The sequence below is a fragment of the Pedococcus aerophilus genome (assembly GCF_039532215.1).
GTDB lineage: Bacteria > Actinomycetota > Actinomycetes > Actinomycetales > Dermatophilaceae > Pedococcus > Pedococcus aerophilus.
In genome coordinates, this window is record NZ_BAAARN010000001.1 from 660,394 (window position 1) to 684,552 (window position 24,159).

24 protein-coding genes are annotated in these 24,159 nt (G+C 71.9%); 9 read left to right on the forward strand and 15 right to left on the reverse strand.

Annotation, left to right across the window (positions count from 1 at the left end; translation table 11 throughout):
* The first annotated feature begins 234 nt into the window (after positions 1 to 234).
* Complete coding sequence (locus tag ABD286_RS03070; protein WP_344190133.1) at positions 235 to 456, forward strand: DUF7455 domain-containing protein; 222 nt, start codon at positions 235 to 237, stop codon at positions 454 to 456.
* A gap of 22 nt (positions 457 to 478) precedes the next feature.
* Positions 479 to 961, forward strand: coding sequence for a DUF456 domain-containing protein (locus ABD286_RS03075; protein ID WP_344190135.1), 483 nt, complete (start codon positions 479 to 481; stop codon positions 959 to 961).
* Positions 962 to 974: 13 nt separating this feature from the next.
* Here ABD286_RS03075 and ABD286_RS03080 read toward each other — a convergent pair whose 3' ends face one another.
* The 6 genes from ABD286_RS03080 to ABD286_RS03105 form a co-directional block, all read right to left on the reverse strand.
* The gene (locus ABD286_RS03080) at positions 975 to 1,403 is read right to left on the reverse strand and encodes a DUF3040 domain-containing protein (RefSeq protein WP_344190137.1); all 429 of its coding nucleotides are present in this window, start codon (positions 1,401 to 1,403) and stop codon (positions 975 to 977) included.
* A 191-nt stretch (positions 1,404 to 1,594) separates the two neighbouring features.
* Positions 1,595 to 2,881, reverse strand: coding sequence for a DNA polymerase IV (gene dinB, locus ABD286_RS03085; RefSeq protein ID WP_344190140.1), 1,287 nt, complete (start codon positions 2,879 to 2,881; stop codon positions 1,595 to 1,597).
* Entirely contained in the window at positions 2,878 to 3,663 is a 786-nt protein-coding gene (locus ABD286_RS03090) for a methyltransferase domain-containing protein (protein WP_344190142.1), read from the reverse strand. The genes dinB and ABD286_RS03090 overlap by 4 nt, the downstream gene beginning before the upstream one ends.
* A gap of 43 nt (positions 3,664 to 3,706) precedes the next feature.
* The gene (locus ABD286_RS03095; protein ID WP_344190144.1) at positions 3,707 to 7,861 is read right to left on the reverse strand and encodes a DNA polymerase III subunit alpha; all 4,155 of its coding nucleotides are present in this window, start codon (positions 7,859 to 7,861) and stop codon (positions 3,707 to 3,709) included.
* Complete coding sequence (locus tag ABD286_RS03100) at positions 7,858 to 8,322, reverse strand: SAV_6107 family HEPN domain-containing protein (protein WP_344190146.1); 465 nt, start codon at positions 8,320 to 8,322, stop codon at positions 7,858 to 7,860. The genes ABD286_RS03095 and ABD286_RS03100 overlap by 4 nt, the downstream gene beginning before the upstream one ends.
* Position 8,323: 1 nt before the next feature.
* Entirely contained in the window at positions 8,324 to 8,866 is a 543-nt protein-coding gene (locus ABD286_RS03105; RefSeq protein ID WP_344190148.1) for a DUF6504 family protein, read from the reverse strand.
* 156 nt (positions 8,867 to 9,022) lie between these two features.
* Between ABD286_RS03105 and ABD286_RS03110 the strand changes: the two genes are divergently transcribed.
* Entirely contained in the window at positions 9,023 to 9,706 is a 684-nt protein-coding gene (locus tag ABD286_RS03110; protein ID WP_344190150.1) for a YbaK/EbsC family protein, read from the forward strand.
* 21 nt (positions 9,707 to 9,727) lie between these two features.
* Here ABD286_RS03110 and ABD286_RS03115 read toward each other — a convergent pair whose 3' ends face one another.
* The gene (locus ABD286_RS03115; protein ID WP_425565350.1) at positions 9,728 to 10,117 is read right to left on the reverse strand and encodes a VOC family protein; all 390 of its coding nucleotides are present in this window, start codon (positions 10,115 to 10,117) and stop codon (positions 9,728 to 9,730) included.
* A 95-nt stretch (positions 10,118 to 10,212) separates the two neighbouring features.
* On the opposite strand from ABD286_RS03115, the gene ABD286_RS03120 reads away from it, so the two are divergent.
* Complete coding sequence (locus tag ABD286_RS03120; protein WP_344190154.1) at positions 10,213 to 11,022, forward strand: HAD-IIA family hydrolase; 810 nt, start codon at positions 10,213 to 10,215, stop codon at positions 11,020 to 11,022.
* A 60-nt stretch (positions 11,023 to 11,082) separates the two neighbouring features.
* Here the strand turns inward: ABD286_RS03120 and ABD286_RS03125 are convergent, their stop codons facing one another.
* Positions 11,083 to 11,397 carry an ArsR/SmtB family transcription factor gene (locus ABD286_RS03125; RefSeq protein ID WP_344190156.1) on the reverse strand — a complete coding sequence of 105 codons (315 nt, stop codon included), beginning with the start codon at positions 11,395 to 11,397 and terminating at the stop codon, positions 11,083 to 11,085.
* A gap of 110 nt (positions 11,398 to 11,507) precedes the next feature.
* Between ABD286_RS03125 and ABD286_RS03130 the strand changes: the two genes are divergently transcribed.
* On the forward strand, positions 11,508 to 12,794 hold the full coding sequence (locus ABD286_RS03130) for an MFS transporter (protein WP_344190158.1): 1,287 nt from the start codon (positions 11,508 to 11,510) through the stop codon (positions 12,792 to 12,794).
* Positions 12,795 to 13,019: 225 nt separating this feature from the next.
* On the opposite strand, the gene metF is transcribed toward ABD286_RS03130, so the two are convergent.
* Positions 13,020 to 13,937 carry a methylenetetrahydrofolate reductase [NAD(P)H] gene (metF, locus tag ABD286_RS03135; RefSeq protein ID WP_344190160.1) on the reverse strand — a complete coding sequence of 306 codons (918 nt, stop codon included), beginning with the start codon at positions 13,935 to 13,937 and terminating at the stop codon, positions 13,020 to 13,022.
* A 141-nt stretch (positions 13,938 to 14,078) separates the two neighbouring features.
* Here metF and ABD286_RS03140 point away from each other — a divergent pair, with 141 nt between their 5' ends.
* Positions 14,079 to 15,164: a polyprenyl synthetase family protein gene (locus ABD286_RS03140; protein ID WP_425565351.1), complete on the forward strand. Its 1,086-nt coding sequence runs from the start codon at positions 14,079 to 14,081 to the stop codon at positions 15,162 to 15,164.
* 99 nt (positions 15,165 to 15,263) lie between these two features.
* Here the strand turns inward: ABD286_RS03140 and ABD286_RS03145 are convergent, their stop codons facing one another.
* On the reverse strand, positions 15,264 to 15,647 hold the full coding sequence (locus ABD286_RS03145) for an Rv2175c family DNA-binding protein (RefSeq protein WP_344190164.1): 384 nt from the start codon (positions 15,645 to 15,647) through the stop codon (positions 15,264 to 15,266).
* A gap of 177 nt (positions 15,648 to 15,824) precedes the next feature.
* Here ABD286_RS03145 and ABD286_RS03150 point away from each other — a divergent pair, with 177 nt between their 5' ends.
* The 3 genes from ABD286_RS03150 (at position 15,825) to ABD286_RS03160 (ending at position 20,146) form a co-directional block, all read left to right on the forward strand.
* Complete coding sequence (locus ABD286_RS03150) at positions 15,825 to 17,141, forward strand: LysM peptidoglycan-binding domain-containing protein (protein ID WP_344190166.1); 1,317 nt, start codon at positions 15,825 to 15,827, stop codon at positions 17,139 to 17,141.
* A gap of 69 nt (positions 17,142 to 17,210) precedes the next feature.
* Positions 17,211 to 19,184, forward strand: coding sequence for a Stk1 family PASTA domain-containing Ser/Thr kinase (pknB, locus tag ABD286_RS03155; protein WP_344190168.1), 1,974 nt, complete (start codon positions 17,211 to 17,213; stop codon positions 19,182 to 19,184).
* A gap of 47 nt (positions 19,185 to 19,231) precedes the next feature.
* Entirely contained in the window at positions 19,232 to 20,146 is a 915-nt protein-coding gene (locus ABD286_RS03160) for a DMT family transporter (protein WP_344190170.1), read from the forward strand.
* 25 nt (positions 20,147 to 20,171) lie between these two features.
* Here the strand turns inward: ABD286_RS03160 and ABD286_RS03165 are convergent, their stop codons facing one another.
* From ABD286_RS03165 to ABD286_RS03185, 5 genes are all read right to left on the reverse strand, one after another.
* Positions 20,172 to 20,531 (reverse strand): YciI family protein, encoded by a 360-nt coding sequence (locus ABD286_RS03165; protein WP_344190172.1) that lies wholly within the window; start codon positions 20,529 to 20,531, stop codon positions 20,172 to 20,174.
* Between the two features lie 190 nt (positions 20,532 to 20,721).
* Positions 20,722 to 21,060, reverse strand: coding sequence for a hypothetical protein (locus ABD286_RS03170; RefSeq protein WP_344190174.1), 339 nt, complete (start codon positions 21,058 to 21,060; stop codon positions 20,722 to 20,724).
* A gap of 197 nt (positions 21,061 to 21,257) precedes the next feature.
* A complete protein-coding gene (locus ABD286_RS03175; RefSeq protein WP_344190176.1) occupies positions 21,258 to 21,644 on the reverse strand; it encodes a VOC family protein in 387 nt (128 codons plus the stop codon).
* Positions 21,645 to 21,701: 57 nt separating this feature from the next.
* Positions 21,702 to 22,763, reverse strand: a complete 1,062-nt coding sequence (locus ABD286_RS03180; RefSeq protein ID WP_344190178.1) for a threonine aldolase family protein — start codon at positions 22,761 to 22,763, stop codon at positions 21,702 to 21,704.
* A gap of 8 nt (positions 22,764 to 22,771) precedes the next feature.
* A complete protein-coding gene (locus ABD286_RS03185) occupies positions 22,772 to 24,124 on the reverse strand; it encodes a class II 3-deoxy-7-phosphoheptulonate synthase (protein ID WP_344190180.1) in 1,353 nt (450 codons plus the stop codon).
* Positions 24,125 to 24,159 lie beyond the last annotated feature (35 nt).

Consider the following 24,159-nt stretch of genomic DNA (forward strand, 5'->3'; position numbering starts at 1 on the left):
TTGGACCCCTCGCGAGCACGGGTGGGGCCACAGACCCATCCACCGGACACCTGACCTACGAATCACCCATTGCGACATGACATGACCCACATGGTGACCCAATACGCGCCGGGAAGAACGCGGCGTGCTTGACTGTTCTAACCGGCACTGGACCCGCAAGTTGTCCCACCCCTGTGACAACCCCGGACCAGTGGAGGACGTCTCATGGAGACAGACGAATGAAGGAAGGCTGACGTGACCACTGCACTGGCACCCTCTCTGAACGCGGCCGACCGCTGCGACCGCTGCGGCGCCCAGGCCTACGTGCGCGCTCGCCTTCACGCTGGTGGGGAACTGCTGTTCTGCGCCCACCACGGACGCGAGCACCTGCCGAAGCTGCGCGAGCACGCCGACATCCAGGACGAGAGCGACCGTCTCCACGAGACGCCGTCGACCGTCCCGGACGAGGAACGGTAGGCAGACCGCTCCACCCTCCGCCGTGGAGTCCACCCTGTGGGTCCCCGCCGTCCTGATCCTGATCGGGCTGGTGGGGATCGTCGTTCCTGTGCTGCCCGGGCTGCTGCTCGTGCTCGCCGCCGTGTTCATCTGGGCGTTCGACACGAGCACGTCCGCCGGTTGGTGGGTCTTCGGCCTCTGCGCGCTCCTCTACGTCACCGGCATGGGCCTGCAGTACGCCGTGCCAGGTCGACGGATGCGCGCCGCCGGGGTGCGCCGCTCCACCCTGCTGCTCGCCGTCCTGCTCGCCGTGGTCGGGTTCTTCGTGATCCCCGTGGTGGGGGCCGCGGTGGGCTTCGTCGGCGGGATCTACCTCGTCGAGCTGGGCCACTCCCGTGACCGGTATGCCGCGTGGACCTCGACCAGGGCCGCGCTCGGTGCGGTCTTCCTGTCGATCGGGATCGAGCTGCTGGCCGGGTTGGCCATCGCGACCACCTGGGTCGTGGCCGTGCTCGTGACCCGCTGAGGGGCCGACGCGGTCAGTAGCCGCTGTCCTTGCGGCGGTCCCAGCGCTCCTCCATGCGGTCCATGAAGGACCCGGACGTGCGGCGCTGCTTGGGACCCTTGGCCTGACCGGCCTTCGAACGCGACCCGGCGCGACGCACCGTGCCGTCCGCCTGGACCGCGCCGAGCGAGGCCTTGCCACCGCGGCGGGGCGGGGTGAGGGCGAAGGCCACCGCGGCGACCATCACCGCGAAGCCGATGGCGCCGATCCACATGGTCGTGTTGACCCCGACGAGCACGAGGGCGAGGCCCACGACCACGCCGACGACACCGATCGCCACCCTGCGGCGGGCGGCCGCGCGAGCGCCGGCCCCCTGCATCTGCGAGGCGAACTTGGGGTCCTCGGCATACAGAGCCTGCTCCATCTGCTCGAGCAGCTGCTGTTCGTGCTCTGAGAGCGGCACGGTGACCTCCTGGCATTCGGCGTGCATGTGCTCCAACGCGCCGCGCCGCCGAATCGTTGCGCCTGCGAAGGAGCATCTTTGCCGGTCAGTGGCGAAGCGCTGACTCCCTCAGGATATGTCGCCGGGCGGTGTTGCACCATCCGTTCGCCAGAGCCCGTCACCGTGATCTGGACGACGGACGAAAGCCCTGCTCAGCGGTCGCGCGGAGGGCGTTCGTCGCGATCGCGACCACGGCCTCCCGGCTCGCGGTGGTGACGGTCCTTGTCGCTGATGAGCGCAGCGGGGCGGACGCTGCCGGCGCCGAAGCGGGCACTGGCCCGGTCGACGGCACGGTCGGCCTCGCGCCAGCCGTGGTCCGGTTCGTCGAGCAGGCCCTGGATGGGGGCGCCCTCGCTGTCGACGAGCCCTTCCATCCGCACCCCGACGAGGCGGATCCGGGCGCGCTGGAGGCCCAGCGCGTCATACAGGCCGCGGGCGGTCTCGTAGATCTCGCGGCTCACGTCGGTGGGGTCGCGCAGCGTCTTGCTCCGCGTGATCGTCGTGAAGTCGGCGAAGCGCACCCGGATCGTGACGGTGCGCCCGAGCATCCCCGCGGAACGGACCCGTGCGGCGGTCCGGTCGCTGAGCTTGAGCAGGTGGCGGTGGATCTGGACCGGGTCGTCGAGGTCGAACTCGAACGTCTCGTCCGAGCCGATGCTGCGCTCACGGCGCACCGGCTCGACACCACGGGGGTCGCGGCCCCACGACAGGTCGTGCAGGTGCGGACCGGCGGACTCTCCCAGCGCCCGGCGAAGGGTGTCGAGCGGGGTGTGCGCGATGTCGGCGACGGTGCGCAGCCCCAGCCGCAGCAGCGTCTCCTCGGTCTTGTCGCCCACTCCCCACAGAGCCCCGACCGGGAGCTGCTGGACGAAGCTCACCACCTCGTCCCGGGGCACGACCACCAGGCCGTCGGGCTTGGCCAGCCCGGAGGCCAGCTTGGCCACGAACTTCGTGGGGGCCACACCGACCGAGCAGGTGATGCCCTGCTCGTCGTGGATGGTGTCGCGGATCAGCTGGCCGATGCGGGCGGGGTTGCCCAGGCGGCGGACCGAGCCGGCGACGTCGAGGAAGGCCTCGTCGAGGGACAACGGCTCGACCTTCGGCGTGATGGTGTCGAAGGTGGCCATCACCCCGGCAGAGATCTGGCTGTAGAGGGCGTGGTCGGGCGCGATCACGGTGGCCTGCGGGCACAACCGGCGGGCCCGGGACATCGGCATCGCCGAGGCGACCCCAAACCGCCTGGCCTCGTAGGTCGCCGACAGCACCACCCCGCGGTTGCCGCCGCCGATGATCACGGGCGTGCCGACGAGCTCGGGACGGCTCAGCAGCGACGCCGAGGCGTAGAAGGCGTCCATGTCGACATGCAGCACCGTGCAACCGGTGTCGTCAGGTGGCCGGTCCGCGCTGCGTGACGGCAGGGTGAACTGGCGACGACTCACGTGCGGGCGAGGACGTGGACCGCAGCGCCGAGCTGGCCGAGGAAGGCGAACTCGGGGTGCCTGCTGGCGGCGGCCTCGAGCTCGAGCAGCGCGGTGCGGTCGGCGTCGGAGTCGATGAGGGCCGACGGCACGAGGTCGCTGAACAGGCGGACCCCGTGGACGTCCTCGACCACCAGCCCGGTCTGCTCGACCATCGCCCGGAGGGCGCTGGCGTCGAAGCGTCGGGGCAGCGGGTCGGCTGCCCCCCACCGGCCGTCGTCGCTGACCAGCGCCTGCTTGGCCTGGGTGAACTGGCCGGCCAGCACCCGCGCCAGGACGACGGCCAGGCGCTGGGCGGCGACGATGCTCAGGTGCCCGCCCGGAGCGACGACACCGGCCAGGGCGACGAGCGTGGCCTGCGGGTCGTCGACCACCTCGAGGGTGCCGTGGCAGCAGACGAGGTCGACGAGGCGGTCGCCGACGATGGCGGCGAGCGAGTCGGCGTCACCCTGCACGGCGGTGACCCGTTCGGCCACCCCGCGCTCGGCGCTGCGCCGGGACAGCGATGCCAAGGCGTCGGGGCTGGGGTCGACGACGACGACCTCGTGGCCGAGCTCGGCGAGGGGGACGGCCAGGCCGCCGGTGCCACCACCGAGGTCGAGGACACGCAGCGGGCGGTCGTCACCGGTCGGCCGGGCCGCCTGCTTGTCGGCGAGCAGACCCGTCACCGCGGTCCAGACCGCAGACGTCCGCAAGGCTGTCTCGACGCCACCGCGTCGGGTCCGCCACTGCTCGTCGGCCACCGGGGCCACCTCCTGTGCTGCCGTCTGGATCGTCGCTCTCACCCTAGTGGCCGGAGCTGCCGGGGCTGGAGTGCCACAGCTTGCGGGGGGCAGCGAGCCGACCCATGCCGCTATCGTCGGGCACCTCGGCACCCTGGGCCAGCGCCCGCGACCCGCGCACGTCGCCGCCGGCGGGCTTGATGTCGGCGTACGGCGACTGCTTGAAGCCCGAGGCGTGCACCAGCACCCTGCGCCCTCCCGGACCTGCGGCGCGCTGGACCTCCTCGGCCGCCTCGGCCTGCTCGGTGGCGCTGCGCTCGCTGTCCTCCATGGCGGCGTGCACGGCCTCGATCCCGCCGCGGGTCCACGCCTCCCACAACGGGGTGAGCTCCCACGCCCCGGTGGCCCGCAGGGAGATCCCCCGCGGTCCGGTGCGACGGACCACCCCGCGCACGAGCATCATCCAGGAGTGGAAGACCGTGGCGGCGTAGGGCCCCTGGACGTCCTCGAAGAAGGTCGCGTCGACCGGACCGGTGGAGTCGTCGAGGGTGAGGAAGACGACTCGTCGCCCCGAACGGATCGGCGGGGTCTGGGTCGCCACCTTGACCCCGCAGACCCAGACCGTGGACCGGCTGCGCGAACGCAGCAGGTCACGGCTGCGGGTCACCCCGAGCGCCTCGAGCAGCGGGGCGTAGAAGTCGACGACGTGGGCGCTGGCGTCAAGGCCGAGGATGTCGAGCTCGGCCCGGACGCGTTCGGGACCGGTGAGCTCCGGCAGGCCGGTGCCCGAGGTGAGCTCGGGCCGGTCGCCGAGGTCGAGGGTGAGCTGGGTCGGCTGCTCCGACGCCGCCGTCACCGGCAGCGCGGCCTGCGACTGCCCTGCCGCGAGCGCCCGCACCCCTGACCCGTCACTCACGCCGGCGTCCGGGGACCGTCCGCCGACGGGTATGCCGCGCCCACCCCTGCCGCGCCGGGGCGCTGCACGCTTGGCCGACCGGTCCAGGGCCCGGCCGTAGCGGTCGAGCTCGGCGACGTGCAGCAGGAGGTCACGACGGGTGGTGCGGCCGCGGCGCCCGAGGCCGCCACTGCCCATCCCCCGTGAGCCCAGGACACCTCCCCCTGAGGTGGAGCCGGTGCTGGACCCCGAGCCTGACCGGTCGCCGGAGCCATGGTTCGAGCCGTCGCCTGAGCCGTCGCCGGAGTCATCGCCGGAGTCATCGCCCGACCTCGCCCCGGGTCTGGTGCCCCAGCCGCTGCCTCCGGGTCGCGGGGCTCCCCCCGGACCACCCAGCGACCCCATGCCGTAGAGGGAGTCGAACCCGCCGGCGAGCACGAGGCGCTCGGCGACCGGCCGCGAGACGTGCGCCCGGTGCCAGAAGTCGGCGAGACCGGCGTAGGGCTGGCCCGCGACGATCCGGGCCACCTCGGCGTCGCTGATCCCCCGCACGTCGGCCAGGGACAGCCGGATGCCGTAGCCCCGGGCGTCGGGGAGGTCGGGGTGGGCCGGCTCGGGAACGGACCAGCCCCACGACGGCTCGTCGAAGTCCTGCACCTGCGGGTCCGTGGCGAGGTCGTCGAGGCGCTCGACACGGTAGGCGCCGGTCGAGGCGTTGACGTCCAGCCCGAGCACCGCGATGCCGAGCGAGCGGGCGTCGTCGAGGATCAGCCGCTTGGGGTACATGCCCGGGTCGTGGGTGAGCACCCCGGACAGGAATGCCGCCGGGTGGTGGGTCTTCAGCCACGCCGAGTGGTAGGTCGGCAGGGCGAAGGCCGCAGCGTGGGCCTTGCAGAACCCGAACGACGCGAAGGCCTTGAGCACCGCCCAGATCCGGTCCACGTCGGCCGGGCTGTAGCCACGTGCCAGCGCGGCAGGTCGCCACCAGGCCTCGATCTCCACCTGACCTCGAGGGGTGCCGAGGGTGCGGCGGACCTCGTCGGCCTGGGCCAGCGAGACCCCGGTCGTCTCGGCGACGATCATCAGCACCTGCTCGTGGAAGACCACGACCCCCTCGGTCTCCCGGAGCGCCTCGATGAGCGTGGGGTGCAGGTAGCTGACCTCCTTCCAGCCGTGCCGGGCCTCGAGGAAGGGCGTGATCATGTCGGACTTGACCGGGCCGGGCCGGAACAGCGAGATGTCGATGACGAGGTCCTCGAAGCGCTCCGGGCCGAACTTGCCGATCAGCTCGCGCTGGCCGGGGCTCTCGATCTGGAAGCAGCCGAGGGTGTGGGCCGTGCGGATCAGCCGGAACGTCGCCTCGTCGTCGAGCGGCACCTGTCGCTGGTCGTCGAGGTCGACCTCCACCCCGTCGACCCGCTGCACCTCCTGTACCGCGTGCGCCATCGCCGACTGCATGCGGATGCCCAGCACGTCGAGCTTGAGCAGGCCGAGGGCCTCGACGTCGTCCTTGTCGAACTGGCTCATCGGGAACCCCAGCCAGCTCGCCTCCACCGGGGTGCGGTCGAGCAGCCGGCCGTTGGAGAGCACCACGCCGCACGGGTGCAGCGCGATGTGGCGCGGGAGTCCGTCGAGTCGCTCGACGAGGTCGAACAGGACCCGCATCCGGGGGCTGTCCAGCCCACGCGAGCGCAGCTCGGGCAGCTCGGCGATGGCGCTGCGGGCGTCCCTGGCCCTGATGTGCGGGAAGGCCTTGGCGATCTCGTCGATCTCGCTCGGCGGCAGGCCGAGGGCTGCCCCCACGTCGCGGATCGCGTGGCGCACCTTGTAGGTGTCCATCATCGAGACGCAGGTGACGCGCTCCCCACCGAACCGGTCGAGGATGCGTTCGTAGACCTCGGTGCGACGGGCGGACTCCACGTCGATGTCGATGTCGGGCAGCTCGGCCCGCAGCGGCGAGCAGAACCGCTCCATGAGCAGGTTGTAGCGGATCGGGTCGACCCCGCTGATGCCGAGCAGGTAGTTGACCAGCGACCCTGCGCCGGACCCGCGCGCGGCGACGCGGACCCCCATCCCGCGGATGAGGTCGACGACCTCGGCGACGGTGAGGAAGTAGGTGGGGTAGCCCAGCTCGGCGATGACCTTGAGCTCCTCGGTGAGCCGGCGCTCGACCGCAGCGAACTCCTTCTCCCCCACTCCCGGGTAGCGGGTCGCGACAGCCGCGCGGCAGCGCTCCTCCAACCTCGCCTGCGGGCTCTCCCCGGGCCCGATCCCCAGCGTGTGCGGCTCCGGGAGCTGCACCGAACCGATGCCCAGGTCGTGCCGGGCGTTCTGCGCGCAGCCCAACCCCAGCGCCAGGGTGCGCCGGAGCAGCTCGTCGGCGCGACCGCGCTCGCCGCCGGTGACGTCGAGCGCGATGGAGTACATCGTCGGGGTGGCGGCGAGGTGGGCGGCATCGGTGACCCGGTCGAGGTGACGGGTGTCGAGGGCGACGAGGCGGCGGGCCGCGTCGAGCAGGTCGACCACGGCCGACTCCCCCGGGTCGACGTGGCGCACCGCGGCGGTGAGCACCGCGGGCACCCCCTGCTCGTCGGCCAGGCCGAGCATCCGACGGGCGTGCCCACGCGAGGCCGGGGTGCCCTCGGGCCCGCCGTGGCAGACCACCTCGAGGACGACCGCGCCCTCGGGCAGCCGTCGGCGCCAGGCGTCGAGCAGGACCCGCGCGCGGTCGACGCGCTTGGCCAGCAGGGCCCGGCCCACGTCGGAGTCGGGTCCGAGCAGGACGACCAGCGGGCTGGCGTGGTCACGGCTGGACCTGCGGTCGCCACCGCGCCAGCACCCGGCGGCGACGACGGCGGCCGAGGTCACCGGGACGCCCCGCTCCCCGCGCAGGTGGGTCTCGGTCACCAAGCGGCACAACGCCGCCCAGCCGACTCCGTCCGGCACGCCGGCCGCCCGCCCCCGGGCCAGCACCGTGACCCGCGGGTGGCGGGGATCGCGGTCCGCGCCGCCCCGGGCCGGGATCCGCGGCGACCGGACGGCACCGGAGCCACCTCGAGGTCCACCGTCATCGTCGCCGGGGGCGTCCGGCCCCACGGCGAGGTCGACCCCGAGGACCGGGGCGATCCCGGCCGCGCTTGCCGCCTGGACGAAGCGGACCGCGCCGTAGAGACCGTCGCGGTCGGTCAGTGCGAGGATCGGCTGCCGGTGCTGGGCGGCGCGCTCGACGAGGGCCTCCGGGGTGGAGGTGCCGTAACGCATCGAGAACCCCGAGGCGACGTGCAGGTGCACGAACTCCGTCGCCGCACCGGGGACGGCGCTCATGGCGCGGCGCGGGTCGGGACGGGTCCACCGGCGAGCGCGGTGGGCACGAGCACCTCGTCGTGCCCACCGGGGTGCACGGGCAGCCCGAGGCTGCGGCAGACCAGGTCGAGGAACACCTCGGCCTGGCGGATCAGGTCGTCGGCCTCACGGGCGCTGTGGGGCAGGCTGCGGCGGGCCGCGACGAGCTCGAAGAACTCGGCCCACTCCGCGAGCTCGGGAGCGACCGTCGGCAGCAGCTCCCACAGCGAGCGCGGACCGCAGTGGCCGTCGGGGGTGGCCCGAGCCGCCACCAGGGCGGCGGCAGCACGCAGCGCACCGAGCTGGGCCTGCAGGTAGCGCTGGGACACCTCCTGGGTCTGGCAGGCCTCGAGCAGGGAGTGCCGGGACCGGTCGAGCAGGTCGAGGCTCGCTCCGGCGCTGCGCGTGGTGCCGACCGCGGACGTGATCGTCATGGCAGTCATGTCAGTCCGCCACCCGCAGCAGGCGCCAGCGCAGGCCGAGGTCCTGGTGGTCGGCGCCGAGGTCGTAGACCCCGACGGCGGCGCAGCGTCCGGCACTGGCCTCCACCCGCCACACCTGGCGCTCCCGGGCGGCGGCGAGGACGTCGCCGCTGCCCTGCTCACGTGCTTCGCGCCACCAGGGTCGGCGCTCCTGCCAGCGGTCGAGGACGGCCCGCACGACATAGAGCCGACCGCGCCACACGAAGGCCTCGGGCTCGGGGACGGCGGGACCACCCTGGCCGGGATCCCCCGCGGTGGCACCGCCCTGGACGGGACCGCCCGGGGTGGCAGCGATGCCAACGGCACCGACTGCCTGTTGGCGGACCTCGATGGGTTCTTCGTACTGGCGCACCACGAGCAGGCCTCCTTCGTCACGGCAGGATGAGATGGTGTGGCTCTGGCCCTGCAGGGGCGGGGTCGAGGCGCCCGCTGCGGGCCAGAGCCCCACGGTGGTCCTTGGCGCGGGCTGCAGGTGGCGGGAGTCGTCCGCCCTGCTGCGCCCCACCCTTCGATGGAACCTTCGAACAGATGTTCGAATAGAAGAACCGTACACCCGGCCTCGGACAGCGCGTCAAGGCCGATCGGCGCGTCGGCGCACCCGGGCGCGTCGGCACCGGGCGCAGCGCTGGTGGCTGTCGGCCACCCGCCCTAGGCTCCGGACATGAGCCCGCTCGAGCCGGTGGCTCCCACCCCCGCGGACACCCCCGCGACCATGCCTGCGATCACGCCCGAGACGACACCAGCAACCACACCCGCGAGCATCTCCGCGAGCATCCCCGCGACCACCCCGGCTTCGACCTCTGCACCCCCGGCGGCGACCTCTGCGACCACACCCGCCACCGGCCCCGGTCGCGACCTCACCGGGCACCCCGCCGTCCAGCGCGTGCTGGCCACCCTCGCCGTGCACAGCGTGGAGCCAGAGCTCCTCAGCCTGCCCGACGCCGTCCGCACCGCTGCCGCCGCCGCTGCGGCGATCGGGGTGACCCCGGCCGAGATCGCCAACTCCCTGATCTTCCGCGCGCACGACGAGCAGGGCACGATCACCCCGCTGCTCGTCCTCACCTCCGGCGCCCACCAGGTCGACCTCGTCAAGATCGCCGACCTCCTCGACGGTGTCGACCACGTCGACCGGGCCGACGCCGACTTCGTCAGGGCCGCCACCGGCTTCGCCATCGGCGGGGTCGCCCCTGTCGGCCACCCCGAGCCGATCCGGACCATCGTCGACGTCTCACTGAGCCGCTACCGCCACGTCTGGGCCGCGGCAGGCCACAGCCACACCGTCTACCGCACCACCTACGAAGAGCTCCTGCGCGTCACTGCCGGGCACGCCATCGAAGTGGCCTGACCGCGCACTCGGGACGGAGACTCAGGTCCGGTGCGCCTCGTGGATGCACAGGACGTTCCCGTCGGGGTCGACGAACCACGCGGCCCGCTCCCCCGCGAGGTCCGCGATGTGGCCCTCGGTCTGCAACCCCGGCAGGTCGTAGTCCTCGAAGACCACACCCCGCCCCTCGAGCTCGGTGATCTCGGCGGCGACGTCCGGCACCTCCCAGGTCAGGGCGGTGCTCGGGTTCTGTGAACCACCCTCCCTCGGCAGCAGCATGAGGACCGTCCCGCCGCTGAGCTCGTACATCAGACTGCCCTCGGCGTTCGTCCCCTGGAACGGCAGGCCCAGCCGGTCGGAGTAGAACTCCTTCGCGCGATCGATGTCCGTCACGGGGAGCATCGTCGCTACTGCACTCATGGCCAGTGACATCACCAGCACCTCCTTCAGGCACCCTCCAGCCTCCTCCCCGTCCGCGCCCTGGCGATCCACCAAAGTGGTGATCGCTCTGCGCCAGAATGGGCGACATGACCAGACCCAGGCCCGTCGAGTGCTGGCTCACCGACATGGACGGCGTGCTCGTCCACGAGGAGAGCGCGATCCCAGGGGCCGCCGAGTTCCTCGCCGCCCTCACCGAGCACGGGCGGCGGTTCCTCGTCCTGACGAACAACTCGATCTTCACGCCGCGGGACCTGCGCGCCCGCCTGCTGGCGAGCGGGATCGACGTGCCGGAGGAGTCGATCTGGACCTCGGCGCTGGCCACCGCGCAGTTCCTCGACGACCAGCGGCCCCGCGGCAGCGCGTTCGTCGTGGGCGAGTCCGGCCTGACCACGGCGCTGTACGAGGTCGGCTACACGATGACCGAGCGGGACCCCGACTACGTCGTCCTCGGCGAGACCCGCACCTACTCCTTCGAGGCGATCACCAAGGCGATCCGGCTCATCGAGGCCGGGGCGCGCTTCATCGCCACGAACCCCGACGTCAGCGGCCCCAGCCAGCAGGGCACCCTGCCCGCGACGGGCTCGGTCGCGGCACTCATCACCGCCGCGACGGGTCGTCAGCCGTACTACATCGGCAAGCCCAACCCGTTGATGATGCGCAGCGCCCTCAACCGGATCGACGCGCACTCGGAGTCGACGGTGATGGTCGGCGACCGCATGGACACCGACGTCATCAGCGGCCTCGAGGCGGGGTTGCGCACCATCCTCGTGATGACGGGCTCGACGCGACCGCACCAGGTCGACCAGTTCCCCTACCAGCCGACGCGCGTCGTCGACTCGGTCGCCGACATCGTCCCGCTCGTCGCCGAGCTGCGCCCGCTGGACGGACCGTCCTAGCGACGGACCGTCCCAGCGAGAGACCGTCCCAGCGAGAGACCGTCCCAGCGACGTCCGCCCTCAGCGCGGGCCGAGCACGCTGTCGAGCAGCCCTGGGAACGCCGCGTCCACCTCGGTGCGGCGCAGCGACACGAGCCGCTGGCGACCGTGCGGCTCGTTGCGGATGAGCCCGGCCTCACGCAGCACCTTCATGAGGTGCGACTTGGTCGACTTGGGCAGCGCCGGGTTGGTCGCCCCGCACTGGGCCATCTCGAGGGGTCCGTCAGCGAGGTCCCGCACGATCTGGAGCCGGGCCGGGTCGCTCAGGGCGAAGAGGACATCGGTGAGGGCCACGTCCTCGAGGTCGGGGTGCACGAGCTCCGGCGTTCCACTCATGGTTCGACAATACTCGAACTGATTCGCCCCAGCGGGAATGCCCCACCTCTCGGCACCGTTCGACAAATGTCGAACCATTGTCCGCGAGCGTCCCCCGAGAGGTAGCCGTCATGGCCGAGCGCACCACCCCCAGCACGCTCCCGCCCCGAGCGACGCCCACCACCACCACCACCACCACCCCCTCAGCCGAGCCCGCCCCAACCGCCGCGTCGGGACGTCGGCCACGTCGGTTGGCGCGCGGCCCGGCCTTCGTGACAGCCGTCGGCGCCCTCGCCGCCCTCATGGTCGGCGCCAGTGCCCCCTCACCGTTCTACCCGGTGCTCCAGTCGCAGATCGGCTTCTCGGCCGGCACCATGACGACGATCTTCGGCGTCTACGCCATGACGCTCCTCGTGACCCTGCTCGTCACCGGCTCGCTGTCGGACCACATCGGTCGCCGCCCGGTGCTGGCCACCGGCTTCGTCGTCCTGGCCGCGAGCACGCTGGGCTTCTGGCACGCCGACGACGTGACGACCCTCCTGGTGTCGCGAGCCGTCCAGGGCATCGCCGCGGGCCTGCTGATGTCGACGGTGTCAGCGGCGGCGGTCGACCTCGAGCCATCCACCCGCCCCGGCCTGGCCGCGACGGTCAACGGCGTCACCCCGATGGCGGGGCTCGCGGTCGGCGCCCTGGTTGCCGGTGCGGCGATCGACTGGTCCCCCGATGCCCTGCCCCTCGTCTTCGGGGCCCTCACCGCGGCCTACCTCCTCCTCGCCCTCGTGACCCTCGCGCTGCCGGAGACGTCGCCGCGCCACGGCGGCTGGGTGCGCTCGCTGCGTCCCCAGGTCGGCATCCCGGTCACCGCACGAAAAGCCTTCAACCTCAGCGCTCCTGCTCTCGTCGCAGGGTGGGCCACCGGTGGCCTCTACCTGTCCCTCGGCGCACCTCTCGTGGCCTCGCTCGGGGGCCGGGACCACGTCGCCCAGGGCGCGGCGGTCGCGCTCCTCACGGGCGCCGGTGGCCTCAGCTCCTACCTCGCCCGCCGCCGCTCGGCCCGCACCGTCACCCTGTACGGCACGACCATGCTCGCCCTCGGCACCGCCCTGACGTTGGTCGCGCTCAACCTCGAGTCGCTGGTCGGCTTCCTGCTCGCCGTGGTGGTCGCCGGGTCCGGGTTCGGGACGTCGTTCCTGGGCATCATGCGTTCCGTGACGCCGACCGTGGGTCCGGACCAGCGCGGCGAGCTGTTCTCGTCGGTGTTCGTCGTCAGCTACCTCGCCTTCGGACTGCCTGCTGTCGCAGCGGGATTCGTCGTGCCTCACCTCGGCCTGGAGGCCACCGCGACCGGGTATGGCGTCGCCGTCGCGGTCCTGTCGGCCGCCGCAGCGCTGCTGCGCAGGTTCACCACCCGCGACTGAGCGCCGTCGGCACCGGTCCGATCTGAGTACGGGTACGGATGCCGGCGTCCGCTCGGCACCGGCAGGCTCGTCGCGTCGCAGTCGGGGGAATGCGACGGCGCGGGGCACGAACCGCAGGCGCAGTCAGGAGGGGAGGCCGCGTCGGGCTCGTGCCCCGCGCTCGTCCGTGGTGGAACCATCACCTGCGCAGTCGGTCCGGACCGGACGGTCGGCGCAGGACGAGGTTCAGTCCAGGCCGAGGTTGCGGTGCACCTCGAGCGTCGCCGTCGAGCGGTTCATCGTGATGAAGTGCAGGCCCGGGGCACCCTCGCCGAGCATCCGGGTCGCGAGCTCCGTGGCGATCTGCACGCCGACCTCGCGCGTCGCGGCCGGGTCGTCCGCCACGGCCTCGAGCCGCGACACGACAGCCGTGGGGAGCGGGGTCCCCATGAGCTGGGACATCCGGGCGACCTGCTTGAAGTTCGTCACCGGCATCAGGCCGGGGGTGATCGGCAGCTCCGGTCGGCGGGCCGCGACGGCATCACGCAGCCGCAGGTAGCTCTCTGCGTCGAAGACCATCTGGGTGATGGCGAAGCTGGCCCCGGCATCGGCCTTGCGGACCATGATCTCGACGTCGTGCTCGAAGCTCGGCGAGGCGGGGTGGACGTCGGGGAAGGCCGCGACACCGATCGTGAAGTCCCCCAACGACTTCACGAGCGCGACGAGGTCGGTCGCGTGGTTGAGGCCTTCGGGGTGCGACACCCACTCGCCACCGGGGTCACCCGGCGGGTCGCCGCGCAGGGCGAGGATGTTGCGGACGCCCGAGGCGGCATACAGGCCCACGACCTGGCGCAGCGCACCGACGGATGCACCGACGCAGGTGAGGTGGGCCAGGGGCGTCAGGGTGGTCTCGCGGGCGATCCGCTCGGTCACGCGGACGGTGCGGTCCTGGTTCGAGCCACCGGCGCCGTACGTGACGGAGACGAAGTCGGGGCGCGCGGACTCGAGCCGACGGATGGCGTCCCAGAGCAGGGCCTCGCTCGCGTCGTCCTTGGGCGGGAAGAACTCGAAGCTCACCGACGGGGCGGGCGAGGAGAGCATGCCGGGGATCGACCGGGTCAGCTGAGCCGGCCGAGCAAGACGAGAGGGCTGCCCCAGTGCCATGGCGGTGAGACTAGTCGAGGCCCCACGCCGTAGGCTCGGAGCCAGCACACGGTGAGACACCACGGCCGCGGCCGTGGTGGGACGGCGGGTGCTGACGAAGCCCAACCATGACCGAGCAGGCCGCAACAGGAGGAGCGCGTGGTGGTCAGCCCCCTCGATGCCGCGCAGCTGCGTGAGCGCGTGCAACGGTGCGTCGACGACGTCCTCGTCCACCAGTCCACCGTCCTGGCCGAGGTCGGCCCCGACGCGCAGGAGCTGCTCGGCGCTGTGGCCCGTCTCCTCACCGGCGGCAAGCGGCTGCGTGCGGCCTTCCTCTACTGGGGGTACCGCAGCGCCGGACAGCCCGACTCCGACGCCGTCGTCCGGGTGGCCACGGCGATGGAGTTCTTCCAGGCTGCGGCCCTGATCCACGACGACGTCATGGACGACAGCGACACCCGCCGCGGGATGCCCGCAGCGCACCGGTCCCTCGCGGCCCGGCACGAGCAGGAGTCCTGGTCCGGCGACGCCGGACGGTTCGGGGTCGCGGGCGCGATCCTCGCCGGCAACCTGTGCCTCAACTGGACCGAGGAGCTCTACGCCACCTCGGGGCTGGACGCCCAGCACCTCGCCCGCGGCCGCAAGGTCTTCGACCTCATGCGCACCCAGCTCATGGGCGGCCAGTTCCTCGACGTCGTCGAGTCGGTGCGGTCCTGGGACGGCATGCCGACGTCCGAGCGCATCGAGCGGGCCGAGCGGGTCATCCGGTTCAAGAGCGCGAAGTACACCGTCGAGCACCCGCTGCTCATCGGCGCGAGCGCCGGCGGCGTCGACGCCGACGACCTCGCCGCCCTGTCGCGCTACGGGCTCGACCTCGGCCAGGCGTTCCAGCTGCGCGACGACCTGCTCGGGGTGTTCGGCGACCCCGTGGCGACCGGCAAGCCAGCCGGCGACGACCTGCGCGAGGGCAAGCGGACCGTGCTCGTCGCCCATGCCCTCGCCGGGGCCGACGATGCTGGGCGAGAACTGGTGGAGTCACGGCTCGGCGACCCCGCCCTCGACACGGACACGGTGGACCGGCTGCGCGAGGTGATCACCGCCAGCGGCGCGGTCGACGCGGTGGAGGCCGACATCGCCCGGCTGGCCGACTCGGCCCGTATGGCGCTGAAGTCGACGCGGTCGCTGGACCCCGACGCCGTCGCGGTGCTCGACCAGCTCATCGACAGCGCCACCACGCGGGAGCACTGACACCGCTCGCTGGGTGACGGGACAGCGAGCCGGTCCCGGGCGGCATACCGTCACGACCGCCGGGACCAGCGCCGCAGGGACGAACGGGGCGAGGCCGACCTAGAAGGCCTGCTCCATCGCGCGGCGACGCACCTCGGTCTTGAACCCGGCCGCGAGGTTGTCGACCGGCGTGCCGGGCACGCGCAGGGTCGGGTCGGGGGTGAACAACCACTGGAGGATCTCCTCGTCACCCATCCCGCCGTCGGCGAGCACGGTGAAGGTGCCCCGCAGGTAGGGGTAGACCTCATCGAGGAGGAACTGCTCGGGCACCGCCACGACCCGGCGCTCGCCGATGCGGGCGCTCAGCAGCTCTCGCTCCTCGATGAGCCGGCGCACCCCGGACAGGGGGATGCCGAGCCGTTCGGCGATGTCTGGGACGGTCAGCCAGGACCCGACGAGGTCCTCCAGGGACGGCTCGGGCGAGGTGGGGGTCTGGTCGGTCACGAGGACAGCCTGCCAGCACGCGGGGGCATTGCAAATTACATCGATGTAAGTCGATATGGGTGCGGGTGCGTGGTGTACCTTTCACTCTCGTCACAGTCGCCACACCCCTCACTTGAGCACCTTCTTCCTCTGCAGTCCCCCGCCCTGTCTGCGGTGGACGTCCCGAAAGGCACCACGATGTCCCCAGTGATCGCTCCCGCGGCGCTCCCTTCGGCCTCGACACACGCGCCCACCGCGGTCGTCCAGAAGGCCAAGCCCGCCCCCCACGGCTGGACCTCGTACTCCGTCCGCAACGGCGACACGCTCGCCGCGATCGCCAGCCGGATCGGCACCACCACCGGTGTCCTCGTGGCACGCAACAAGCTGGCCGGCGGCGGGCACCACCTCTCGATCGGCCAGCACCTGTCGGTGCCGAGGTCCGCGGCCCAGGCCCGCGTCGACGCACACCGCGCCCGCGCAGCCTCCGCCGCACGCGCCGCAGCCATCGCCCGCAGCACCTACGTCGTCCGCTCCGGCGACACCCTCGGTGGCATCGCGGCTCGCAAGGGCGTCTCGCTGGCGTCGCTGCTCAAGACCAACGGCCTGTCGGCCCGCTCGGTGCTGCAGATCGGCCAGAAGGTGCGCATCCCCGGCGCCGGGGCCGCGAGCGCGAGCCGCCCCTCGAGCAGCGGTGGCCTCTCGACCACCCGCTACACGGTGCGCAGCGGCGACACCCTGAGCGGCATCGCGACCCGCACCCGGACCCCTCTGGCCACGCTCTACTCGCTCAACCACCTCAGCGGCCGCAGCGTCATCCACCCCGGGCAGAAACTGAAGGTCCGCGGCACCACGGCGGTGGCCAGCGCCTCGACGTCCGGCTACACCGTGCGCAGCGGCGACACCCTGAGCGGCATCGCAGCACGCCACGGCGTCTCCCTGGCGTCCCTGCTCAAGGCCAACCGGCTCGCCAACGCCAACCAGCTGTCCATCGGGCAGAAGCTCCGGGTGCCCGGGAAGAAGGCCTCGTCGGCGAGCAGCGCCAACACCTTCGCCGGTCGCACCTACCCGAGCTCGGTCGTCGGGGCGGCGAACCGCAACCGTGACGCCCTGGCGCAGGCGTCGGTCCCCAGCCGCAGCCAGACCCGCGACATGATCGTCGCCACCGCCCGCCGCCACGGCGTGGACCCGAGCCTGGCCCTGGCCGTCGCGTGGCAGGAGTCCGGCTGGAACCAGCGCCAGGTCTCGGTCGCGAACGCCATCGGCGTCATGCAGGTCATCCCGTCCTCGGGCGAGTGGGCCTCGCAGATGAGCGGCCAGAAGATCAACCTGCTGCGCACCCAGGACAACATCACCGCGGGGGTCGTCATCCTGCGGTCGCTGACCCGGTCGGCGAAGAACGTCGACCAGGCGATCGCCGGCTACTACCAGGGCCTCTACTCGGTGCAGCGCTACGGGATGTACGCCGACACCAAGGTCTACGTGAAGGCGATCAAGGCCCATCGCAGCCGGTTCTAGGAGGGTTCGTGACGCCTCCCCCGGACCTGCCTGCATGAGTTGGCCAGAATGACCTCCTACACTTTGCGGGTGTCTTCAGGTGTCACCGAGTCCTTGCTCGGCCGTGTGTTCGACGGGCGCTACCGCGTCCAGTCGCACATCGCCGACGGCGGAATGGCATCGGTCTACCTGGCCCTGGACACCCGTCTGGACCGCGACGTCGCCCTCAAGGTGCTGCGCCGCGACCTGGCCCGGGACGACGCGTTCGTCAGCCGGTTCCGCCGTGAGGCGCGCTCCGCAGCACGGTTGTCGCACCCCAACGTCGTGTCGGTCTTCGACCAGGGCGACGACGACGGCCACATGTTCCTCGCGATGGAGTACGTCCCCGGGCAGACCCTGCGCGAGGTGATGAAGGCGGAAGGACCGCTCACCCCCCGCGCGGCCCTGGACATCATGGCGCCGGTCCTGCAGGCGCTCGGTGCCGCCCACCGTGCCGGGATCATCCACCGCGACGTCAAGCCCGAGAACATCATCCTGCGCGAGGACGACGGCACGGTGAAGGTCGCCGACTTCGGCCTCGCCCGTGCCGTGAGCAACCAGACCTCGCACTCCCAGACCGGCGTCCTGCTGGGCACCGTGGCCTACCTGTCGCCCGAGCAGGTCGAACGCGGCATCGCCGACGCCCGCAGCGACGTGTATGCCGCCGGCCTGATCCTCTTCGAGATGCTCACCGGCTCGAAGGCGTTCACCGGGGACACCCCGATCCACATCGCCTACCAGCACGTGCACAGCTCGGTGCCGGCCCCGTCCTCGCGGGTCACGACCGTGCCCGCCGAGCTCGACGCCCTCGTGGCCCTGGCCACCTCGCGCGACCCCGACCAGCGACCGGCCGACGCCGGCGACTTCCTGGCGGAGGTGCGCAAGTCGCGGTCCATGCTCACCCCCACCGAGCTCGACCGTCGGCCCGAGGGCCCGTCCGCGGCCGGTCCCGGTGCGAGCACCATCGCCGTCGAGCGCACCAGCGCCCTGCCGGTCGAGGCCGGCCACGAGCCGCGACGGTCGCGTCCCATCGGACCCGTGGCGCTGCCGATGGACCACACCCCCACCGCACCGCCCGGACCCGACCCCTACCTCGAGGACCGGCACCGCGCGCTCGAGGGCCGGGTCGTCGATGACCGCCGTCGTGGCCCGTGGGGCTGGATCGTCGCGGCGCTGGCCGTCGCCCTGGTCGCCGGCGTCGCCGCCTGGTGGTTCCTCGCCGGGCCCGGGTCGCCGACCACGGTCCCCCGCGTGACCGGCCAGACGTACGAGCAGGCCCAGAGCGCCCTCACCACCTCGCACCTGTCCCCCGAGCGGGTCGACGCCTTCGACGAGACGATCCCCAAGGGTGTGGTCATCTCCACCGATCCCGGTGCCGGGACCGAGCTGCGTCGCAGCCAGGACGTCACCGTGACCGTGTCCAAGGGCCCGGAGCGGTATGCCGTGCCCCAGGTCGTGGGTGCCAGCGCCAACGAGGCCACGGCCCGGATCAAGGCGGAGAAACTCACCCTCGGCGACACCAAGCAGGCATTCAGCGAGACGGTCGACGCGGGCCTGGTCATCAGCGTCAGCCCCAAGGAGGGCTCGTCCCTCAAGCGGGGCACCAAGGTCTCCCTCGTCGTGAGCAAGGGGCGCCAGCCGATCGAGGTCACCGACTTCACCGGCAAGCCCGCCGACGACGCCGTCCGGGACCTGACGGGCAAGGGCCTCGAGGTCGACGCCACCAGGCAGGAGAACGACGACACCGTCCCGAAGGGCAGCGTCATCTCCCAGAGCCCGTCGAGCGGCACGCTGTTCAAGGGAGACAAGGTCACCCTCGTCGTCTCCAAGGGGCCGGTCCTGATCAAGGTCCCGGACGTGCAGGGCAAGCAGGAGGCCGAGGCCCGCAAGATCCTCGAGGACGCCGGCTTCAAGGTCGCCGTCGAACGCTTCATGGGTGGGATCTTCGGCACCGTCCGCAGCCAGAACCCCGCTGCCGGCAGCGAGCAGCCCAAGGACACCACCGTCACCCTCGTCGTCGTCTGACGACCACCGAACGACGACCACCGACAGACGAGCTGACCGGCCCACCCGTGCGGACCCTGCCCGCGAGTCGCCTCGCCACCCTGCTCCTCATCGCCGTCACCGCGGTGTGGGGCTCGACGTTCTTCCTCATCCGCGACCTCGTCGAGCACGTGCCGTCGGCCGACTTCCTGGCCGTGCGGTTCGCCATCGCCGCGGTCGTCATGGCTGTCGTTTTCCGTCGACAGACCCTGGCGCTGACCCGGCGCGAGGTGCTGATCGGTGTCGGGCTCGGGGTGCTGTACGGCTTGGCCCAGCTGCTCCAGACCGTCGGCCTCGAGCACACCGACGCATCGGTGTCCGGCTTCGTGACGGGGACCTACGTCGTGCTCACCCCGGTCCTCGGCGCGGTGCTGCTCCGCGACCGCATACCCGGCTCCACCTGGTTGGCCGTCGGGCTCGCGACGGTGGGGCTGGGAGTCCTCTCCCTGCGCGGGATGACGATGGGTTTCGGGGAGGCGGTGACCCTGGCTGCGGCGGTGCTCTACGCCTTGCACATCATCGGGCTGGGCCGGTACTCGACGGCGGCTTCCGCGACGGGCCTGGCCACAGTGCAGGCGTTCGTCATCACGGCGGTGACCTTCGTCGGCGCGGTGCCGGACGGCATCACGCTCCCCCAGGACGGCGGGCAGTGGGCGTCACTGCTCTACATGGCCCTCATCGCCGGAGCCGTCGCCCTCTGGTCGCAGACGTGGGCGCAGTCGCACATGCCGGCCACCCGGGCCGCCATCGTCATGACCATGGAGCCGGTGTTCGCCGCGTTCTTCGCCGTCCTGCTCGGTGGTGAGTCCCTGACCGCGCGCATGCTGCTCGGTGGTGGCCTCGTGCTCACCGCGATGTATGTCGTCGAGATCCTCGGGCGGCGGTCCCCCGGCGCCACCGCGGAGGAGGATAGACCGGCGGAGCTGCTGCACCACGAGGTCTGAGGCAGCCGGCAGCAGTCCGGGTCCCTCAGAACTCGTCGACGGGGCGGATCTCGACGACCGGGTGGGCCCGCGTCAGCACCCGGGCGGCCTCGGTGAGCGCGTCGTGGTCGTCGCACGTCACGATGTAGAAGCCCGAGAGCTGTTCGACGGTCTCCGCGAACGGACCCTCGGTGACCACCGTGTCCGTCGGGGCGGACCCGCGGCGGATCGTGCGGGCCCTGCTGCTGTGGGTGAGCCCGGCACCCCCGACCACGGCACCGCCACTCGCCTTGAGCAGCTGCACGAACTCGGCGTCGGTGTCGAACGTGGCCTGGTGCTCGGCCTCCGAAGCGGCCTCCCACTGCGCCTCGTCGTCGGCGGGGAAGAGTACGACGTACTCGGTCATCGCATGTCCTTTCTGTGGTGGTCTGCACCAGGGTGACGAGCGACACCCTCCCAGATCGACAGCGGTGCACACTTTTCCCTCGGGTCGGGCCACCACCAGGACACAGGGGTGCCAGGGGCGCGGCACTCTTCGCCCCTGGCACCCGTCGACGGCGGCTCTGCACTGTGATCCGCCCCGAGGTCGAGGCGGTCTACGGCTCCTCGCCGCCGCCTGCGAGGAAGCCGCTGTGCCCGTTGCAGGAGTCGCCGGGCTGGAAGCCGGACGCCTTGAGGTCGGCAGGGGTCGCCCCTGCTGCACGCTCGGCCTGCTGCACGTGGCCCCAGTTCTGCGGAGGCGCTCCCCCCGGTCCGGGGAACCCTGCCCCGTCGCCGTCCTCGAGGCCGGAGAAGGCGCAGATGGAGTTGGCATGGGCAGGGCCCTGGGCAGGCTTGCCGTTGCCGGTGATCTCCCCGGCACTCGCCGCCGACATCCCGACGAGAACGATGACCCCGGCGGCCGCCGGGACGATGATCAGGCGCGTGAGGCGCATGGGTGGCTCCCTTCGGTGGTGGACAGCCGCCCTGCAGCCAGCGCGGCTCCTGTCGACGCTAGGACCCCGGCCCGGCACGCCGCCTCCACCGACACCATGACCATCGCTAGAACATCTGCGGTGATTGACGATTCGTCGTGCAGACGCGTGTCCGACCCATCACACGATGTCGCGACATTCTGTCGACGGGCAGGCGGTCAGAACGCGGCGCCCTTCCGCCACGCCATCTCCTGGAGCTCGAACGAGTTGCCGTCGGGGTCGGCGAAGTTCGCGCCCAGCACGCCGCCACCGAAGTCGTGGACCTCACCGACCTCCACCCCTCGACCGATGAGCTCGGCGCGCGCCGCTGCCACGTCCTCGACGGCCAGGTGCACGCCTCGGATGCTTCCCGGGACACCGCGGTAGACGTCGAGCCCGGTGCCGACGCCGATCGAGCAGCTCGACCCCTCGGGGGTGAACTGGACGACCCGGACACCCTCGCTCGGCGTGACGTCGAAGTCCTTGGTGAAACCGAGCCGGTCGACGTAGAAGCTGATGGCCCGGTCCACGTCCGAGACCGGCAGGGGGATCAGTTCCAGCTTCATCTGCACGGTCGTGCCTCTCGTGGCGGGGTGTCGTCGCCGCGATCCTGCCACGGACGGTCAGGCGGCGGAGGGGCCCTGCTCGAGCAGCGGCGTGAGCGCCTCGACCGCGCGGGACGTCCCGGCGTCGTCGACGTCCAGGTGCCAGACGAGGCGGACCGCCGTGGGGCTCACCGGATAGAGGCGTATGCCGCGTCGGCCCGCCTCCTCGACGAAGGCGGCCGACGTCCACCCGGTGACCGACACGTCGAGGACGACGATGTTGGTCTGCACGGTCGCCGGGTCGATGGACCCCGGGGCAGCCTCGGCGGCAGCGGTCGCGAACCGGTGCGCACGGGCGTGGTCGTCGGCGAGTCGCTCGACGTGGTGGTCGAGCGCGTGCAGACCGCCGGCAGCGAGGATGCCGACCTGCCGCATGCCCCCGCCGAAGCGCTTGCGCCAGACACGGGCCGCCGCCATGCGGTCGCGCGACCCGACCAGCACCGAACCCACCGGAGCGCCGAGGCCCTTGGAGAGGCAGACGCTGACGGTGTCGAAGTGCTGGCCGTAGTCCGACAGCGCCACCCCGGTGGCCACGTGCGCGTTCCAGAGTCGTGCACCGTCGAGGTGCATCGCGACGCCGCGAGGCTGGGTCCCCGCCCGCAGCGCGGCGATCTGGTCGAGCGGCTGCACCGTGCCGCCACCGAAGTTGTGGGTGTTCTCCACGACCACGAGCCGGGTGTTGACCTGGTAGGTCCCACCGTCCGGGATCATCAGCGCCAAGGGCTGGGCGGCGTCGAGCAGTCCCCGTTGGGCGACCCACGACCGCGACGACAGACCGGAAAGCGCTGCGGCAGCGCCCATCTCGGCACGCAGGACGTGGGCCAGCGAGTCGGCGATGAGCTCCTCACCCGGGGTGACGTGCAGCCGAAGCCCGAGCTGGTTGGCCATCGAGCCGGTCGGGGTGAACAGCGCGTCCTCGTGGCCGAGCAGCCCGGCCACGCGCTCCTCGAGCTCCCGGACGGTCGGGTCCTCCCCGAACACGTCGTCGCCGACGGCGGCGGTGGCCATGGCGTGGCGCATCGCCTCCGTCGGCCGCGTCAGGGTGTCGGACAGCAGGTCGACGTCGACGGCAGTGGTCATCAGGGCGGTCAGTCCTTGGAGAGCATCTCGGCGACGAGGAACGCCAGCTCCAGGCTCTGCTGGTGGTTGAGACGGGGGTCGCAGACCGTCTCGTAGCGCTTGTTGAGGTCGGCGTCGAGGATCTTCTCGGCGCCACCGATGCACTCGGTGACGTCGTTGCCGGTGAGCTCGACGTGGATGCCGCCGGGGACCGTGCCGAGGCCCTGGTGGACCTCGAAGAACCCGCGCACCTCCTCGACGACGTCCTCGAAGTCGCGCGTCTTGTAGCCGCTGGCCGACTCGAAGGTGTTGCCGTGCATGGGGTCGCAGATCCAAGTGACCTGCGCGCCCGAGGCGGTGATCTTCTCGACGAGGGTGGGCAGCGCCTCCCGGACGGTCTTGGCACCCATCCGGGTGATGAACGTCAGGCGACCGGGCTCACGGTCCGGGTCGACCTTGTCGATGAGCCGCAGGACGTCGTCGACCTCGGCCTTGGCCGACAGCTTCACCCCGATGGGGTTGAGGACCTTGGAGACGAAGTCGACGTGCGCACCGTCGAGGTCGCGGGTGCGCTCGCCGACCCAGATGAAGTGGCCGCTGGTGTCGTAGAGCTCACCGGTGCGGCTGTCGACGCGGGTCAGCGGGCGCTCGTAGTCGAGCAGCAGCGCCTCGTGCGCCGAGAAGAACTCGGTCGTGCGCATCGCGTCGAAGTCGGCGCCACAGGCCGACATGAACTTCATCGCCTTGTCGATGTCCTTGGCCAGGCGCTCGTAGCGGCTGTTGGCCGAGTTGGAGACGAAGCCCTTGTTCCAGTCGTGGACGTGGCGCAGGTCGGCGAAGCCACCCATGGTGAAGGCGCGCACGAGGTTCAGCGTCGCCGAGCTCGCGTGGTACGCCTTGACGAGGCGCTGCGGGTCCGGGGTGCGCGACTCGAGGGTGAAGTCGAAGTCGTTGACCATGTCGCCGCGGTAGGCCGGCAGGGTCACACCCTCACGGGTCTCGTCGCCGCTGCTGCGGGGCTTGGCGTACTGCCCCGCCATCCGACCGACCTTGACCACCGGCACCGAGGCGCCGTAGGTGAGGACGGCAGCCATCTGCAGGATCGTCTTGACGCGGTCACGGATGTTGTCGGCGGTCGCCGCGGCGAACGTCTCGGCGCAGTCGCCGCCCTGCAGGACGAAGGCCTCGCCGCGCGCGGCAGCGGCCATCCGCGACTTCAGGACGTCGCACTCGCCCGCGAACACCAGCGGCGGATACGACGCGAGCTCGGCGACAGCGCTGGAGAGTCGGGCGGCGTCGGGCCAGACCGGCTGCTGGGCGGCCGGGAGGTCGGCGCCGGCCGCGAGGCTGGCGAGGGCGTCATGGTGCTGCGTGGTGCTCACCCGTCAAGGATAGGTGCGCGCCGGACCGCTCCGTC

What these genes read in the sequence shown, in the direction of transcription:
- ABD286_RS03095 (WP_344190144.1), bottom strand. Translation starts at nt 7,861, where the DNA reads ATGAGCGCCGTCCCCGGTGCGGCGACGGAGTTCGTGCACCTGCACGTC.
- metF (WP_344190160.1), bottom strand. Translation starts at nt 13,937, where the DNA reads ATGGCACTGGGGCAGCCCTCTCGTCTTGCTCGGCCGGCTCAGCTGACC.
- ABD286_RS03110 (WP_344190150.1), top strand. Translation starts at nt 9,023, where the DNA reads ATGAGCCCGCTCGAGCCGGTGGCTCCCACCCCCGCGGACACCCCCGCG.
- ABD286_RS03150 (WP_344190166.1), top strand. Translation starts at nt 15,825, where the DNA reads ATGTCCCCAGTGATCGCTCCCGCGGCGCTCCCTTCGGCCTCGACACAC.
- ABD286_RS03115 (WP_425565350.1), bottom strand. Translation starts at nt 10,117, where the DNA reads ATGTCACTGGCCATGAGTGCAGTAGCGACGATGCTCCCCGTGACGGAC.
- ABD286_RS03175 (WP_344190176.1), bottom strand. Translation starts at nt 21,644, where the DNA reads ATGAAGCTGGAACTGATCCCCCTGCCGGTCTCGGACGTGGACCGGGCC.
- ABD286_RS03130 (WP_344190158.1), top strand. Translation starts at nt 11,508, where the DNA reads ATGGCCGAGCGCACCACCCCCAGCACGCTCCCGCCCCGAGCGACGCCC.
- ABD286_RS03180 (WP_344190178.1), bottom strand. Translation starts at nt 22,763, where the DNA reads ATGACCACTGCCGTCGACGTCGACCTGCTGTCCGACACCCTGACGCGG.
- ABD286_RS03100 (WP_344190146.1), bottom strand. Translation starts at nt 8,322, where the DNA reads ATGACTGCCATGACGATCACGTCCGCGGTCGGCACCACGCGCAGCGCC.
- ABD286_RS03165 (WP_344190172.1), bottom strand. Translation starts at nt 20,531, where the DNA reads ATGACCGAGTACGTCGTACTCTTCCCCGCCGACGACGAGGCGCAGTGG.
- ABD286_RS03170 (WP_344190174.1), bottom strand. Translation starts at nt 21,060, where the DNA reads ATGCGCCTCACGCGCCTGATCATCGTCCCGGCGGCCGCCGGGGTCATC.
- ABD286_RS03125 (WP_344190156.1), bottom strand. Translation starts at nt 11,397, where the DNA reads ATGAGTGGAACGCCGGAGCTCGTGCACCCCGACCTCGAGGACGTGGCC.
- ABD286_RS03120 (WP_344190154.1), top strand. Translation starts at nt 10,213, where the DNA reads ATGACCAGACCCAGGCCCGTCGAGTGCTGGCTCACCGACATGGACGGC.